Annotated in this window: 12 protein-coding genes; 4 read left to right on the top strand and 8 right to left on the bottom strand. The window is 69.7% G+C overall.

What is annotated here, in order from left to right:
* Positions 1 to 127: 127 nt before the first annotated feature.
* From A4R43_RS14120 to A4R43_RS14100, 5 genes are all read right to left on the bottom strand, one after another.
* Positions 128 to 1,681, bottom strand: coding sequence for a GMC family oxidoreductase (locus tag A4R43_RS14120; protein ID WP_113692756.1), 1,554 nt, complete (start codon positions 1,679 to 1,681; stop codon positions 128 to 130).
* Positions 1,678 to 3,189, bottom strand: a complete 1,512-nt coding sequence (locus A4R43_RS14115; protein WP_113692755.1) for an APC family permease — start codon at positions 3,187 to 3,189, stop codon at positions 1,678 to 1,680. The genes A4R43_RS14120 and A4R43_RS14115 overlap by 4 nt, the downstream gene beginning before the upstream one ends.
* Positions 3,190 to 3,224: 35 nt before the next feature.
* On the bottom strand, positions 3,225 to 4,703 hold the full coding sequence (locus tag A4R43_RS14110; protein ID WP_113692754.1) for an aldehyde dehydrogenase family protein: 1,479 nt from the start codon (positions 4,701 to 4,703) through the stop codon (positions 3,225 to 3,227).
* A 103-nt stretch (positions 4,704 to 4,806) separates the two neighbouring features.
* Entirely contained in the window at positions 4,807 to 5,967 is a 1,161-nt protein-coding gene (locus tag A4R43_RS14105) for an acyltransferase family protein (RefSeq protein ID WP_113692753.1), read from the bottom strand.
* Positions 5,964 to 7,856 (bottom strand): glycosyltransferase family 2 protein, encoded by a 1,893-nt coding sequence (locus A4R43_RS14100; RefSeq protein ID WP_162788464.1) that lies wholly within the window; start codon positions 7,854 to 7,856, stop codon positions 5,964 to 5,966. The genes A4R43_RS14105 and A4R43_RS14100 overlap by 4 nt, the downstream gene beginning before the upstream one ends.
* Before the next feature lie 293 nt (positions 7,857 to 8,149).
* Between A4R43_RS14100 and dxs the strand changes: the two genes are divergently transcribed.
* From dxs to A4R43_RS14085, 3 genes are all read left to right on the top strand, one after another.
* Positions 8,150 to 10,069, top strand: coding sequence for a 1-deoxy-D-xylulose-5-phosphate synthase (gene dxs / locus A4R43_RS14095; RefSeq protein ID WP_113692751.1), 1,920 nt, complete (start codon positions 8,150 to 8,152; stop codon positions 10,067 to 10,069).
* Positions 10,070 to 10,377: 308 nt separating this feature from the next.
* Entirely contained in the window at positions 10,378 to 10,644 is a 267-nt protein-coding gene (locus tag A4R43_RS14090) for a hypothetical protein (RefSeq protein ID WP_162788463.1), read from the top strand.
* Between the two features lie 211 nt (positions 10,645 to 10,855).
* Positions 10,856 to 11,878 carry an IS110 family RNA-guided transposase gene (locus A4R43_RS14085; protein ID WP_113692749.1) on the top strand — a complete coding sequence of 341 codons (1,023 nt, stop codon included), beginning with the start codon at positions 10,856 to 10,858 and terminating at the stop codon, positions 11,876 to 11,878.
* A 47-nt stretch (positions 11,879 to 11,925) separates the two neighbouring features.
* Here the strand turns inward: A4R43_RS14085 and A4R43_RS14080 are convergent, their stop codons facing one another.
* Entirely contained in the window at positions 11,926 to 12,819 is an 894-nt protein-coding gene (locus A4R43_RS14080; RefSeq protein ID WP_113692748.1) for an IS982 family transposase, read from the bottom strand.
* A 62-nt stretch (positions 12,820 to 12,881) separates the two neighbouring features.
* Positions 12,882 to 14,354, bottom strand: a complete 1,473-nt coding sequence (locus tag A4R43_RS14075) for a purine-cytosine permease family protein (protein WP_113692747.1) — start codon at positions 14,352 to 14,354, stop codon at positions 12,882 to 12,884.
* 54 nt (positions 14,355 to 14,408) lie between these two features.
* Here A4R43_RS14075 and A4R43_RS14070 point away from each other — a divergent pair, with 54 nt between their 5' ends.
* Positions 14,409 to 14,834: a hypothetical protein gene (locus tag A4R43_RS14070; protein ID WP_113692746.1), complete on the top strand. Its 426-nt coding sequence runs from the start codon at positions 14,409 to 14,411 to the stop codon at positions 14,832 to 14,834.
* 11 nt (positions 14,835 to 14,845) lie between these two features.
* Here A4R43_RS14070 and A4R43_RS14065 read toward each other — a convergent pair whose 3' ends face one another.
* A complete protein-coding gene (locus A4R43_RS14065; protein WP_113692745.1) occupies positions 14,846 to 16,240 on the bottom strand; it encodes an aminobutyraldehyde dehydrogenase in 1,395 nt (464 codons plus the stop codon).
* Positions 16,241 to 16,247 lie beyond the last annotated feature (7 nt).

The raw sequence follows: 16,247 nt of genomic DNA, 5'->3' as shown, positions 1-16,247 counted from the left end.
TGTTCGCGGTGGCTCGCGCTTCGCGCCTCGTTTGCTCGCGGCTCGTGTCACGAATGTGGCTTTCGAGACGCCAGATGTCTCGAAAGCCACATTCGTGACGGTGGGTCGGATCAGCGGCGGGCGGCGCCTAGGCCTTGGCGTCTTCGGCGATCATGTCGGCGCAGCGTTCGCCGATGGCCATGGTGGTGATGCACGGGTTCACCGCGACCAGGAACGGCATGGCCGAGCCGTCGCAGACGCGGAGGCCGTCGACACCGCGCACCCGCAGGCGTTCGTCGAGTGGTGCCATCGGGTCGTCCGCGGCGCCCATTTTCACCGTGCACGACGGGTGGTACACGGTGTTGTGCGTCTTGCGCAGGTAGTCCGCGATCTCGTCGTCGGTCTGGGCTTCGGCGCCCGGGGCGAGTTCGGCACCGGCGTACGCGGCCATGGCGGGCTGGGCCACGATCTCCCGCGCCAGGCGCACGCCGTAGGTCATCACGCGCATGTCGTGCGGATCGGTGAAGTACCGCGGATCCACCTTCGGCCGGTCGCGGAAGTCCCTGGTGCGCAGGCGAACCGTGCCGGTCGAGCGGCTGCGGGTGACGTTCGGGGTCAGGCAGAAGCCGTTCTCCGTGGTCGGGTAACCGTGCCGCAGGGTGTTCAGGTCGAACGGCACCGAACCGTAGTGGAACATCAGGTCCGGCCGGTCCAGGCCCGGCTCGGTGGTGGTGAAGATGCCGATTTCCCACCACTGCGTGGATTCGGTGACCATCGGCTGCTTGGCGTCCCACTGGACCAGGCCCTCGGGGTGGTCCTGCAGGTTCTCGCCGACGCCCGGCGAGTCCACCAGCACCTCGACGCCGACCTCGCGCAGGTGCTCGGCGGGCCCGATGCCGGAAAGCATCAGCAGCTTCGGCGAGTCGATCGCGCCCGCGCTCAGGACCACCTCGCGGCGCGCGCGGATTTCCCTGCTGTGCAACAGGTCCGGCGCCTGGTATTCGACACCGGTGCAGCGCTTGCCGTCGAACACCAGCTTCTTCGCCCGCAGCCCGGTCCGGACCTCCAGGTTCGGCCGCTTGCCGAGGATCGGGTGCAGGTACGACACCGACGCCGAGGACCGCGTGCCGTCCTCGCGGGCGTTGATCTGGAACCAGTTCGCGCCGTGCGTCACCGTCTTGCCGGAGTTGAATTCGGTGCGCGGGATCCCCGCCTGCTCGCACGCCTCCAGCAGGGCCACCCCGACCGGGTCGTGCGGCGGCACCGAGCGAATGGTCACCGGGCCGGACCGGCCGTGGTGCTCGCCGGGCCCGTCGTTGGTCTCGAGTTCCTTGTACAGCGGGAAGATGTCCGCCGCCGACCAGCCGGGCAGGCCGAGCGAGGCCCATTCGTCGAGGTCCTCGGCCGGGGCCCAGAACGCGATGCACGAGTTGTGCGAGGAGCACCCGCCGAGCACCTTCGCCCTGGCGTGGCGCAGGAACGAGTTGCCGGAGTCCTGCGGCTCGACCAGGTAGTCCCAGTCATAGGCCGACTCCAGCAACGCCATCCACCGGTCCAGCTTCAGAATCGCGTCATCGTCCACATCGGACGGACCGGCTTCGAGCAGGCACACGGTGACCGACGAGTCCTCCGACAAGCGCGCCGCCAGCACCGAACCGGCGGTCCCCCCGCCCACGATGACGTAGTCGAACTCCTCGCTCACGCGGTTTCCTCCTGTTTCTCCGGGTCGGTCGCCCGGTGGTCGTCGAGAATGCCGGTGTGGTGGCGCAGCCGGAACCAGTAGTAGGCGAAGCCGACCACGGCCACCCCGCCGACAAAGAGCACCGCGCCCCATTCCAGGTACCAGTGGTAGGGCTCGGTGGCGTTGTAGACCTCACGCCGCGGCCAGGCCAGGTTCACCACGATCCCGGCTCCCCACAGCACCCCGAGAATGTTCACCGGCAGCCCGAGCTTGCCGAGCGAGAAGTACTTCACCCCCGGCGTTTCCGGCGGCGGCCACTGCCCGCGGAACCGCTTGACCAGCATGGGCACCGTCACCAGCAGGTAGGCGATGTAGATCATGATGATGCCGATGCTGGTGATCACCGTGAAGATCTGCGGCTGGCCCACGTTGACCACCAGGATCACCACCGCCAGCACGCCGGTCACCACCGCCGGGATCACCGGGGTCTTGGTCTTCGGCGAGATCCGGGCCAGTTTCGACCCGGCGGGCAGCGCGTTGTCACGTGCCATCGCGAACATCATCCGGATGGCGGCCGACTGGACCGCCAGGTTGCACACGGTGATCGCGATGACCACGGTGACCAGGAAGACCTTGCCGACCGTGCTGCCCAGCACGTCCAGCACGATGAACTGCAGCCCGCCGGTGGCGATCTCCGGGTTGTTGATGTCCCCGACCGCCATCAGCGCGAACAGCAGGATGAGCCCGCCGATGACAAACGACGCGATCAGCGCGCGCAGGATGGCCTTCGGCGCGTTGCGCCGCGGGTTGTGCGACTCCTCGCCGAGCGAGCTGGCGGTGTCGAAGCCGTACATCACGTACGTCGAGGCGAGCGAGGCGACCAGGAACGCGCCGAGATAACCCATGCTGTGCCCGGCACCGGTGTCCTGCGTCTCCATCACCACCTCCGGGCCGCGGGTGATGTTGGCCGCCAGCAGCACGATCAGCAGCACCGCGGCGATCAGCTCGATGAACACCCCGGCGCTGTTGATCCGCGCCATCAGCTGCACACCCCACGCGTTGACCACCGTGGTGAACACGATCAGCGCCGTGCCCAGGATCACCGCGTTCACCGCGGGGTCCTCGGCGAACTGGAAGAAGTCCAGGATCTGCGGCAGCGTGATCTGGTAGGCCAGCGCCACCGACGCGATGGTCACGATCGACGCGGTCAGCATCATCCAGCCGGCCAGCCAGGCCACGTGCTGGCTGCCCAGCCGCTTCGACCAGTTGTAGATCGAACCGGCCACCGGGTAGTGCGCGGCCAGCTCGGCGAAGGACAGCGCCACCATCAGCTGACCGGCGAACACCAGCGGCCACGACCACCAGTAGGCGGGCCCGCCGAAGCTGAAGCCGAAGTAGAACAGCTGGAAGGTGCCGGTGAGGATGGAGATGTAGGAGATGCCGGCGGCGAAGGTGTGGAAGTTCCCGAGCGTTCTTTCCAGTTCCTGCTTGTAGCCGAAACCGGCCAGGCCGTCGTCGGTCTGACTCATCGCACCATCCTTCGCTGTGGGGTGGGGGACGGGATTCAGCTTTGGCCGCCGGAGAACCAGTGCTGCGGTCCTGGCCGGGTGTTCTGGTAGATGTGCTTGGCCTCCTGGTATTCGGCGAGCCCGGTCGGGCCGAGTTCGCGGCCGAAGCCGGACTGCTTGAACCCGCCCCATTCGGCCTGCGGCAGGTACGGGTGGTAGTCGTTGATCCAGATCGTGCCGTGCCGCAGCCGGTTCGCCACGCGCTGCGCCTTGGACACGTCCGAGGTGAACACCCCGCCCGCGAGGCCGTAGTGCGTGTCGTTGGCGATGCGCACCGCGTCGTCCTCGTCGGTGAAGGTCTCCACGGTGAGCACCGGGCCGAAGGACTCCTCGCGGACCGCGAAGCTGCCCTGCGTCACGTTGTCCAGCACGGTCGGCAGGTAGTAGTGGCCGCCCGCGTACTTCTCGCCCTCGGGGCGCTTCCCGCCGGTGCGCAGCACGGCGCCCTCGGCGATCGCCTTGGCCACGTAGTCCTCCACCTTGGCCAGGTGCGCCGCGGAGATCAGCGGGCCGGTCTCGGCGTCGGGATCGAACGGGCCGCCGATCCGGATCAGCTCGGCGCGGCGGACGATCTCGTCGACCAGCTGATCGTGCAGCTCCTCCTGCACGATCAGCCGGGCACCCGCCGAGCAGACCTGGCCCGAGTGCAGGAAGACCGCGGTCAGCGCGAAGTCGACCGCGGTGTCGAAGTCGGCGTCGGCGAAGACCACGTTCGGGTTCTTGCCACCGAGTTCCAGCGCCACCTTCTTGACCGTGGCCGCCGCGGCGGCCGCCACGATCCGGCCGGTGGCCAGCCCGCCGGTGAACGAGACCAGGTCCACGTCCGGGTGCTCGGACAGCGGCGCGCCCGCCTCCGGGCCCGCGCCCAGCACCAGGTTGGCCACCCCGTCCGGCACGCCGGCCTCCATCAGCAGGCGCATCAGCATGATCGAGGTGTGCGGGGTCAGCTCGCTCGGCTTGAGCACGAAGGTGTTGCCCGCGGCCAGCGCCGGGGCCACCTTCCACGCGGTCTGCAGCAGCGGGTAGTTCCACGGTGTGATCAGCCCGCAGACACCCACCGGCTCGTAGGTGATCCGGCTGATCGCGTCCGGATTGCCGGTGTCCACCACCCGGCCGCTGTCCTGCCCGGCGAGCTTGCCGAAGTAGCGGAAGCAGGCGGCGATGTCGTCCATGTCGTATTCGCTCTCCACCAGCCGCTTGCCGGTGTCGAGCGATTCGGCCCGAGCGAAGCTCGCCTTGTCGCGCTCCAGCAGCTCGGCCACCCGGAGCAGGACGTCACCGCGTTTCCAGCTCGGCGTGGACGGCCACGGCCCGATGTCGAAGGCGTCGCGCGCGGCGGCGATGGCCGCCTCGGTGTCCTCGCGCGTGCCTTCCGCGACCTCGGCGACCAGTGAACCGTTGGCCGGGCACCGGATCTCCCTGGTCTTCCCCGCGACCGAGGCCACCCACTGCCCACCGATGAAGAAGTCCGCCATCTGCCCTCTTTCGACCTGTGTCCCGTTTCGCGCGCGTGCGAGGGGGAATCCTACGCCGATCGGGCGGTTTGGCCATCCGGGTGCGACGGGCCGGGTGATCTCGCTAACGCGGTGCGGGCTCCCAGTTGGACAGTCGGTCGAGTTCCGGGTAATAGTTCCGCGCCCGCCCCGTGCCGTCGATGGTGGCGGCGAGCTTCATGCCCACCTTTTCGATCGCCTGGTAGCTGACCATCGCCAGCGGGATCACCACCACCAGCAGGCAGACCGCGGTCACCACGAACGCGGTAGGGGTCCCGCGATCGGGCAGCAGCCCGCTCGCACCGAGCACGCGCAGAACCGGTTCGTGCCACAGGTACACGCTGTAACTGGCGACGCCGATGGTGACCAGTGGCCGCCAGCTCAGCAACCGCGGTGGCGCGACGGTGGTCAGCGTGGTGCTGGTGATCACCAGCGCGCAGCCGAGGCCGACCACGGTGTGCACGAACGCTTCGGAGAGGTCCGCGGTGTGCGCGAGATAGACCAGTCCTGCGCCGGTGAGCGCGAAACCGGCGCGCTGCCAGCGCGCGGCGAGCCGGAACCCGGCCGCCGACGCCACCGCCATCAGCAGGCCGATCGCGAAGAGGTCCAGTTTGGCCAGCGGGCCGAACCAGACCGACCACCGGTCGTGCGGCACCTGCCAGACGTACTTCGCGAGGATTTTGTAGCCGAGGCTGAGCGCGGCCAGCGTGCCCGCGCCGGTGAGCAGCACGGCCAGTTTCGCCCGTGTGCCACCGAATCGGGCGCACAACCGGTAGGCGAGCGGGCCGAGCACGGCCAGCAGCAGGTAGAAGTGCATCTCGTCGGCGAGCGACCAGGCCGGGCCGTTGGTCCAGAAGATGTAGTCGTCGCTGTAGACGTGCGTGAAGGTCAGGTGCAGCACCAGATCCCGCCACTGGCCGGGGAACTCCGGATTGGTCATCGTCCAGACCACCAGCACCACCAGGAAGTACAGCGGCACCAGCCGGGCCACGCGCTTGACCAGGAACACCCTGGCCGGCCTCGGTTCGCTCAGCCCCAGCGCGGCGCGCGCGACCGGGATGCCGAGCAGGAACCCGGAAAGCACGAAGAACATCGCCACGAACAGGTCGGTGGCGAGCAGGATTTCGTGCCACACCGTGCCTTCCAGCGGCCAGTGCGCGGTGCGGTTGGACTGGTAGGCGTGGAACACCGCGACCGCCATCGCCGCGAGCGCCCGGTAGACGTCGAGCTGGTACCGCTGTTTCATCCGCGCTCACCCCGCACCGGCACCTGCCGCGGCGTGATCGCCCACTTGCGCTCCCCGCTGAGTTCCTTCAGCTGCGCCACCCTGGCGACGTGGTTCTTGAATTCGGTGTAGAAGAACAGTGAAACCACCAGATAGGCCCAGAACCAGCGCTGGTGCCGCCGCACTTCGGGCGCGGCCAGCCGCCAGGCGAACAGCACCTGGCTCGGCCCGGCGGAAAAGGTGTAGAGCGTGCACAGCACGAAGGTGGGCACGAACCAGTCCATTTCGGTGATCCCGCCCTGGCGCCAGGCGATGAACGCGATCACCGGGATCATCTGCAGCGCCAGCCACGGGAAGATCTCGCGCCAGCCGAGCAGGAAGGTGATGCCGAGCTTGTTGCGCAGGGTCAGTTCGTCGGACTTGAGCGCCGCGCGCAGATGCCGCCGCGAGACCTGGAACCAGCCCTGCGCCCAGCGGATCCGCTGCTTCCACAGCGCCGACAGGGTCGCGGGCGCCAGTTCCCGGCTGACCAGCGCCGGGTCGTTGCGCACGGTCCGGCCGGCCAGCAGCACGCGCATCGAGGAGTCGATGTCCTCGGTCAGCATCTGGCCGTGCATCCGGGTTTCGTGCAGCACCTGGGTGCGCCAGAAACCGTTGGAGCCGCCGAAGATGCCGAACCCGTGCAGCTTGGTGCGCCCGGGGTGGCTGACCGCGTAGATCGACTCGAACTCCACCGCCACCGTGCGCGAGACCCAGGACGCCGAGCCGTTGCGGATCACGCAGTGGCCCTGCACCACGTCCGCGCCGTGGGAGATCCACCGCCAGGCCCGGTCGAAGGCGTTGGGCGCCGGGTGGTGGTCGGCGTCGAACACGCCGACGAACTCGCCGGTGACCACCTCGAGCGCGGCGTTGACGTTCTGCGCCTTGGAAGTCGAGTACGGCACCTGCATCACCACCAGCCGCGGGTCCTCGGCGGCCAGCGCCCGCAGGTCGTCCTCGACCGGCAGCGGGTGCGGGGTGTTGTAGGCCAGGATGATCTGCAGCGGGCCGTCGTACTCCTGGCGCCGGAACGCCTGCAGCGTGTCCACGATGGTCGCGGCCTCGTTCGGCAGGTAGGCCGGGATGATCGCGGACGCGGCGGGCGGCGGGGAGGCGGGGGAGTCCGGCGGCTGGTCGGGGTCCAGGGCGTGCAGGTTCTCCACCCAGATCACCACCGCGGTGAGCACCAGCGAGATGGTCACCACCAGGTAGGCGGCCGTGCCGAGGTCGACGCCCGCGCGGTAGGCCAGCACCAGCCCGGCGAACGGCGCCACCACGCCGATCAGCACGGTGGCCAGCGCCTGGAGCACGGTGCGCAGCGGGCCGCCGGAGGCACGCTTGGCGTGCCGGGCGGGCGGCGCCGGGGTCCACTTGCGCGGGATCAGGTCGACCTGGCTGGTGGCCAGCTCGACCGCCTCGGTGGCGCGCTGGGCGAGCTGGTCGGGGTCGGTGCAGGCGGGCCGGTCGGCGGCGTCGGCCCAGCCGATCACCGGGGTGACCGCGAGGTTGTTGTCGCCGAGGCGGACGGGCAGCCTGGCCAGCCGGGTCGAGATGCCCTCCAGCCGGGCGCGCACCTGCCAGGCGGCCGCGCCGCGCAGGGTCAGCACCAGGCCGCCGTGCCCGTCGGGTGCGAGCTGCTCCTGGTCGGACAGCTCCGGCCGGAGCATCCAGGCGACTTCTTCGAGCACGCGGTCCACGCCCTTGTGGCCGAACCGGGATTCGATGCGCGGTGCTTCGACGAACCGGACCACCGCGACCACCGGCGGCCGCCGGTGCGCGGTGGGGCCGTGGAGCGCGCGCGAGGTCTGCTGGTGCCAGTGCTCGGCCGGTGCCAGCACCGGCATCGATCCGCGAGCAGCGGGAATCGGCACGGTAGAGCTCACCCCCAGGTGTGAATCGATCGAGCTGTTCGCCGGGTCACGCTACGAGCAGTGACCACCCGGCTGGCTAGAGCAACCGGATCAAGTGAGAGGCGCTTCACATACTTTCGATATTGATGGTTTGTTTCCAACCATTGACGACCAGATGAAGTGACTCGCTTCGCCGCAGGCCAGCGCCCTGATCACCCGGTCGGGACGTGATGCCAGCCGCGTGGCGGATCCGGCCGCCCGCGGGCTCCGTAGACTGGGCGGTCGACGGACTTGTCGAGCGGGCGAGGTGGAGCGTGACGTTGCTGGATTCCGTGCACGGACCGGCGGACCTGAAGCGGATGGAGCACGGCGAGCTGGCGCGGCTGGCCGGCGAGATCCGGGACTTCCTGGTCGAGAAGGTGTGCCGGACCGGTGGTCACCTGGGCCCCAACCTGGGTGTGGTCGAGCTGACCATGGCGCTGCACCGGGTGTTCGACTCGCCGTCGGACGCGATCGTCTGGGACGTCGGCCACCAGAGCTACGTGCACAAGATCGTCACCGGCAGGCACCCGGAGTTCGACGGGCTGCGCCAGCAGGGCGGGCTGACCGGCTACCCCTCGCGCGCCGAGAGCGAGCACGACCTGGTGGAGAACAGCCACGCCTCGGCCGCGTTGTCCTATGTGGACGGCCTGGCGAAGGCGTTCGAGCTGGGCGGCGGGGGCAGGCACGCGGTGGCGGTGGTCGGCGACGGCGCGCTGACCGGTGGCATGTGCTGGGAGGCGCTGAACAACATCGCCGCCGCCCCGCACCGGCCGGTGGTGATCGTGGTCAACGACAACGGCCGCTCCTACTCGCCGACCATCGGCGGGCTCGCCGAGCACCTGGCCTCGCTGCGGCTGCGCCCCGGCTACGAGCGCCTGCTCGACGGCGGCCGCGAGCTGCTGCGCCGCACCCCGATCGTGGGCAAGCCGATCTACGCCGCGCTGCACGCGGCCAAGGCCGGGCTCAAGGACGCGGTCAGCCCGCAGCGCATGTTCGCCGACCTCGGGCTCAAGTACGTCGGCCCGGTCGACGGCCACGACCTGCCCGCGCTGGAGAAGGCGCTGCACAGCGCGAAGGCCTTCGGCGGCCCGGTGATCGTGCACGCGGTGACCGAGAAGGGCCACGGCTACCCGCCGGCGGTCAACCACGAGCACGACCAGATGCACCAGACCGACCCGCTCGACCCGGAGACCGGGCTGCCGCCGGTCAAGGGCCCGAGCTGGACCGGGGTCTTCGGCGACGAGCTGGCCGCGATCGGCGAGGAGCGCGAGGACGTGGTGGCGATCACCGCGGCCATGCTGCGCTCGACCGGACTGCACAAGTTCGCCGAGAAGCACCCGGACCGCTGGTACGACGTCGGCATCGCCGAGCAGCACGCGGTGGCTTCGGCCGCCGGGCTGGCGATGGGCGGCATGCACCCGGTGGTGGCCATCTACGCGACCTTCCTCAACCGCGCCTTCGACCAGGTGCTGATGGACGTGGCGCTGCACCGCCAGGCGGTCACCTTCGTGCTCGACCGCGCCGGCATCACCGGCCCGGACGGCGCCAGCCACCACGGCATGTGGGACCTGTCGCTGCTCGGCCTGGTGCCCGGCATGCGGGTGGCCGCGCCCCGGGACGCGATCACCCTGCGTGAGGAGCTGCGTGAGGCGGTGGCCGTGTCCGACGGGCCGACCGCGCTCCGGTTCTCCCGCGGTGGCGTGATCGAGTCGGTGCCCGCGGTGGACCGGCTCGGCGTGGTCGACGTGCTGCGCCGCCCGGACGGCGGGGCCGGGACGGACGTGCTGCTGGTCGCCGTCGGTGCCTTCGCGAAGCTGGGGCTGGCCGCCGCGGACCGGCTGGCCGACCAGGGCATCGGTGTCACCGTGGTGGATCCGCGGTGGGTGCTGCCGGTGCCCGGTGAGCTGACCGCGCTGGCCGAGGCGCACCGGCTCGTGGTCACCGTGGAGGACAACGGGCGGCACGGCGGCTTCGGCTCGCTGCTGGCCGCCGCCCTCCGCGACGCCGACTGCGCGACGCCGGTGCGGGACCTGGCCGTGCCGCAGCGGTTCCTGGAGCACGGCACGCGGGACGAGGTGCTCGCCGAGGTCGGCCTGACCGCGCAGGACGTGGCGCGGCGGGTCACCGAATGGGCCTCGAACCTGGTCGGCACGCCCGCCCAGGACCCCGCCGTGAAGTCCACCCAGGACTGATCGGCGGCTTCGCTCAACCTTTCCGCGCTCCCCGGTGTGATGCCTGACGAAGACACCACCAAGGGGGTTCGGTGAAGGACACGGGAGAGTTCGAGCGGTTCGTCTGCACCCGTGATTCTGCCGCGCCTCCGGCGCGGCGGCGAGGTCGCTTGGATCCGATCGCTTCCCTCGGGCTTTCGAGGCCGTGGGCGGCCTCGAAAGCCCTCAGTCCAGCGATCGGCGCGACCTCGCATTGGTGACCAGCCGCCGGTCGCGCCGCGTCGCCGAGGCCCCGCTGCTCGACGCGGCCCGTGCTGCCGGGTGACCCGGTGGATCCGGCCGCGGCGCTGCCGGTCCGCCTGCGGCTGCCGGACGGGCAGGGCTGGGTGGTCGCCGCGAAGGGCGCGCGCCTGGACTACCGCACCGGCGAGGCCCGGGAAGGCGACTTCGCCGATGCCGCCCTCATCCCGGACGCCGCCACCCAGGTGCAGATCCGCCACCCGGGCCGGTGTCACGAATGTGGCTTTCGAGACGCGAAACGTCTCGAAAGCCACTCAGTGTCAGGGTTGGTGTGGCCGCTCGTGGTGGGCGGTTAGGGTCCGGTCTTGATCGCGTGGTGACTCTGAAAGCCACTGCCGTTGCTGGCTTGCGAACGAATTGTCCAGCGTGATCAAGGTCCGGGCCTGGCTGGCCTGACTTGATAGAAGCGTGGGCATACGCCATCAACCTCGACTGAGGTGTGTCCGACCAGCCCGGCCCGGAAAAGACGCATGTTCTCCGGCTAGGGAAGGAACACACGCGGTGTCCATGGTGGTCATTGGCATCGATCCGCACAAGTCCAGCCACACCGCGGTCGCGGTCGATCAGACCGGCCGCCGCCTGGGGCAGAAAACCGTGACCGCCGACCCCGACGGGCTGCTGCGGCTGCGGTCCTGGGCCACCCAGTTCGGCACCGGGCCGCGCTGGGCGGTCGAAGACGGCCGCGGCGTGGCCGGGCGACTGGTCCGCACCCTGATCGGCACCGGCGCCACCGTGGTCTGGGTCCCACCCACACTGATGGCCGCCTGCCGCGCCAGCGCCCGCACCCGCGGTAAATCCGACCCGATCGACGCCCTGGCCATCGCCCGCGCCGCCCTGCGCGAACCCGACCTGCCCACCGCACACCTGGACCAGACCGCCCTGGACCTGCGCCTGCTCTCCGACCGGCGCGAACGCCTGGTCAACCGCCGCACCGCCAGCATCAACCAACTGCGCTGGCACCTGCACGACCTCGACCCCGCCCTGGACCAGACCCACCCCCGCCTGACCGGGCCCCGCGCCCAGCACACCCTCACCACCGCCCTGTCCACCCTGCCCGCCAGCGTCCGCCGCGACCTCGCCCTGGACCTGCTCACCGAGATCACCACCCTGACCCAGCAGATCACCCAGCTCGAACACCAACTCCGCACCCGAGTCCAGCCCCTGGCCCCCACCCTGCTGGCCATCACCGGCGTCAGCACCGTCCTCGCCGCGAAAATCATCGGCGAAACCGCCGGCATCACCCGCTTCCGCTCACCCGCCGCCTACGCCATGCACACCGGCACCGCACCCATCCCCACCTGGACAGCCAACAAACCCCACTACCGCCTCAACCGCGGCGGCAACCGCCAACTCAACACCTGCCTCCACCGCATCGCCATCACCCAACTCACCCACCACCCACCCGCCCGCACCTACCGCGACAACTGGACCAAACACCACCCCCACGCCACCACCAAAGCCGCCCTCCGCGCCCTCAAACGCCACCTCGCCAACACCATCTACCGAGCACTCACCACCGACCTCACTTGACATAGAAGCTTCATTCGTGACACCTAGACGAGTAATGCGTAAGTCGGTCAGTGGTCGTAGGCGGTAAGGGATCGGGTGACGGGTTGGCCGGTGGCGCGGTTGTGCCAGATGGCGGCGGTCAGCGCGAGTAGTCGTTGGGCGATGCGGACGCCGACGCCCTCGATGGTGCGCCCACCGTGTTGTTCGAGGTTTAGTTGACCTTTGAGTGTGTCGTTGACCGACTCGATGAGCTGGCGGATGGACTTGAGCAGCGGTTCGCCGGGATGTGGTGTGCGGTTGCGGTAGGACGGGCGGATCAGCCGGATCCCACGCTCGTGCAGGAACCGGTCCAGCTCACGGGAGACGTAGCCCTTATCGGCGATGATCAGCAGGCCGGGACGTTCGCCGAGTAGGTGGGGTTCATGGTCGCACAGGGCCATGAGCACCTGCCGCTCGTCGATCTTCGGATCGGCCAGTGCCCAGGTGACCGGAAGCCCGGCCGGGGTGCAGACCAGGTGCAGGCGCAGGCCCCAGAACCAGCGGGAGTGCGAACGGCAGAAGCCGTATTTCGCCCAGCCCGCCAGGTCCGAACGCTTGGCCGTTGGCCGGGAGCGGCCGCACTCCACCGGGGTGGAGTCGACGATCCAGGTCGTGTCGGTCCACAGGTCGGTGTCCGCCGCCAGCCAGCGCATCACCTGCTTGATCAGTGGCAACGCGGCACGCAGGCGGCGGTTGTAGCCGGGCTGTCCAGGCAGGAACGGAAAGGCGCCGGGCATACGGGCGGGTACGAACCGCAGCCAGCGGGCTTCGGAGGTGAACCCGAGCAATGCCTGGCCCACCGCGAGGGTGACCAGCTCGGCGTCGGTCAGCCTGGGCGGTCTGCCCAGGCGGCGCCTGCTCGCGAGGTGGTCGTCGATCCTGACGTAGAGTGCGGTCAGAAGGGTGTTCAGGTCTGTCGTCACAAACGGATCTTGAACACCCTTCGTCCTTCCCCGGCTACCACCCCGACTTACGCATTACTCGTCTAGGCGAATGCGGGCTGTGCAGGGCCGTGGACTTCGGCGGGTTCCGGGAACACCCGTAGCAGCACCGGGTAGGCGACGGCGGCGGTGAGCAGGGTGACCGGCAGGCTGATGTCCACCCCGCCCGCGATCTCGCGCAGGGGCCCGGCGATCATCGGCGTGTTCGCGGTGAGCAGGCCGAGCGTGGTCGCCGGGAGCCACGCCGCCATCGCCCGCCAGTTCACGCCGCGGGTGAACCAGTACCGCCCGCCGCGCCTGCCCTCGTTGAACACCTGCAGGTCCACCGGATCGTAGTAACCGCGCCGGACCAGGTAGCCGATCATCATGATCACCATCCACGGCGACGTGCACAGCACGATCAGCGTGGCGAAGGCGTTGATGCTCGACACCATGTCCAGCGCGAAGTTGCCGACGAAGATGAACACCACCGAGAGCGAGCCGATCAGCAGCGTCGCCTGCACGCGGCTCAACCGCACGAAGATGGAGCTGAAGTCCAGCCCGGTGCCGTACAACGCGGTGGTACCGGTGGACAAGCCGCCGATCAGCGCCACCACGATCAGCGGAATGGCGTACCACAGCGGGGAAATCGCGGTCAGCCCGGCGATGTAGTCGCCCGCGTCGGTGACCAGGGTGGCGGTGGCGATGCCGAAGCCGAACGGCAGCAGCGTGGCCACCTGCGCCAGGAACGGCGCCGCCAGCAGGGAACGGCGGCTGTGCGTGGCCGGGATGTACCGCGACCAGTCACCGAGGAAGGCGCCGAACGAGATCGGGTTCGCCATCACGGTCAGCGCGGCGAGAATCCACGTCGGCCAGAACGTGCCGAGCGCGTACTCGCCGGTACCCGCGAACGACGGGTCGAACTTCCCACCATATGCGAAAACCCCGAGCAGCATGATGATCGTGCCGAGGCTGACCGCGATCCGGTTGATCAGCAACATGAACCGGTACCCGTAGATGCACACGACCAGCGTGGCCACCGCGATCACGCCGTACGCGACGCCACGCAGCACCGCGCCGCCATCGACGCCGAACAACCGTTGCGCGGCACCGGCGACCGCGTCCCCGCTGACCCACACCGAGATCGCGAAGAAGGTGATCGCGGTCAGCAACGACAGGAACGAGCCGACGCACCGGCCGACCACCCCGAAGTGCGCGCCGGAGGACACCGCGTTGTTCGTCCTGGTCACCGGGCCGAACAAGCCCATCGGCGCGAGCACGCAGGCGCCGGCGAGCACCCCGGTCACCGTCGCCGCGGCGGCGGCCCAGAAACCCAGCCCGTAGGCGATCGGCAGCGTGCCGAGAATGATGGTGGCGAAGGTGTTCGCGCCACCGAAGGCGAGCCGGAACAGGTCGCGCGGTCGGGAAGTCTGCTCCGCGACCGGGATCGGCGCGATGCCGTTGTGCTCGACGGTGGTGATCCCGGGCGGTGTCCTGGGCTGTGTCTTGGGCTCTGTCTTGGGCTGTGTTGTGGGCATACCGCACCCGTCCTTTGTTGTCTGCGCGTTATTCGCCGCTGTCACAGTGGAACGGTGACCCGGCAGCTGGTGGTGGCAGGTCCGTCCCGCACGGTGGTCGCGCTCGGCGTGGCCGGTGCCGGGCTGGGCACCGGCGTGTCCTGGCTGGACCTCTACCTGCTGTCCTCGGCCCGTGACCAGTGCGTGGTCGGCATGTCCGCGTTCGAGAACTCCGGGCTGCTGGTGTTCTCCGTGCAGCCGGTGCTGTGGGCGGTCAACTTCCTGGCGTTCACGCTGCTCTACGCCGGGCTGTTCCCCTTGTTCCTCGACGGGGACACCGCCGCGGCGCGGTTCGCCGGGGTGGTGGCCTGCCTGCTGCTGACCGCGGTGCTGGTGGCCGCGTCGGTCTGGATCAGCATGGCGGTGTGGTCGCCGGAGCAGGTGGCTCCCGGTTGTGCCGGGGGACATCCGCCGTGGTGGCCGTCGTGGGCCGCGCTCTGAGCTGTTCGTAGCTATTCGTAACGCGTCATCACGTGCTTGACGCGCGTGTACTCGGCGAAGGAATAGGCCGAAAGATCCTTGCCGTGGCCCGAATGGCCGAATCCGCCGTGTGGCATTTCCGCGGCCAGCGGCCCGTGCGTGTTGATCCACACGCAGCCGAAGTCCAGTTCGCCGGAGACCCGCACGGCCCGCGCGTGGTCGTTCGTCCACACCGAGGACGCCAGCCCGTACGGCACACCGTTGGCCAGTTCGACCGCTTCGGCCTCGTTTCCGAAGCGCTGCACGGTGATCACCGGCCCGAAGATCTCCTCCTGCACGATCTCGTCGTCCTGTGCCAGCCCGGAAACCACCGTCGGCTCGAAGTAGAACCCGGCACCGGCGGGGCTGGTGCCGCCGGTGTGCACGGTGGCGTGCGCGGGCAGCCGGTCGATCAGCCCGCGCACCCGGTCCAGTTGCGCCGCGCTGTTCAGCGGGCCGAAGTGGGTGCCCGGCCGGTGCGCCGCGGCGGCCTTGGTGAGCACGGCGGTGAACTCGTCGTGGATCGACTCGTGCACCAGCACGCGGCTGCCCGCGGTGCAGTCCTGCCCCGCGTTGTAGAAGGCGGCGCCCACGATGCCCTCGGCGGTTTCTTCCAGGTTCACGTCCTCGAACACCAGAAGTGGCGCGTTGCCACCGAGTTCGAGGTGCGTGCGCTTGAGGTCGGCGGCGGCGACGGTGGCCACGTCGATCCCGGCCCGGGTGGACCCGGTGATCGACACCAGTTCCGGGATCGGGTGGCGGACCAGTGCGCGGCCGGTGTCGCGGTCCCCGCAGATCACGTTGAACGCCCCGGCTGGCAGGAACTCGGCGGCCACCTTCGCCAGCAGCACCGCCGTGCCCGGCGTGGTCTCGGCGGGCTTGAGCACCACGGTGTTCCCGGCGGCGAGCGCGGGCGCGATCTTCCAGACGCCCATCATCAGCGGGTAGTTCCACGGCGCGATCTGCGCGCACACGCCCACCGGCTCACGCCGGATCGACGAGGTGTGCCCGGGCAGGTACTCCGCCGACGCGGTGCCGTCCAGCTGACGCGCGGCTCCGGCGAAGAACCGCAGTGCGCTCACGCTTTCCGGGACCTCCTCTTCGAGCACCACGCGCCGGATCTTGCCGGTTTCGCGGACCTCCGCGTCGGCGAACTCCTCGGCGCGGGACTCCAGCGCGTCGGCGATCTTCAGCAGGGCCAGCTGCCGTTGCGCCGGGGTGCTGCGGCGCCAGGCGCGGAACGCACGCCGCGCCGACTCGAGCGCGGCGTCCACATCGGACTGTTCCGACAACGGGCTGGTGCCGGACATCTCGCCGGTGGCGGGATCGGTCAGCTCCAGCGTGCGCCCGCCCGTCGCGGGGACTTCCTTGCCGTCGACGAAGTTCATGCGATCC

Source organism: Amycolatopsis albispora (assembly GCF_003312875.1).
Classification (GTDB): domain Bacteria; phylum Actinomycetota; class Actinomycetes; order Mycobacteriales; family Pseudonocardiaceae; genus Amycolatopsis; species Amycolatopsis albispora.
Note: the sequence above shows the minus strand (reverse complement) of the source record. Positions and strands in the feature narration are given on the sequence as shown.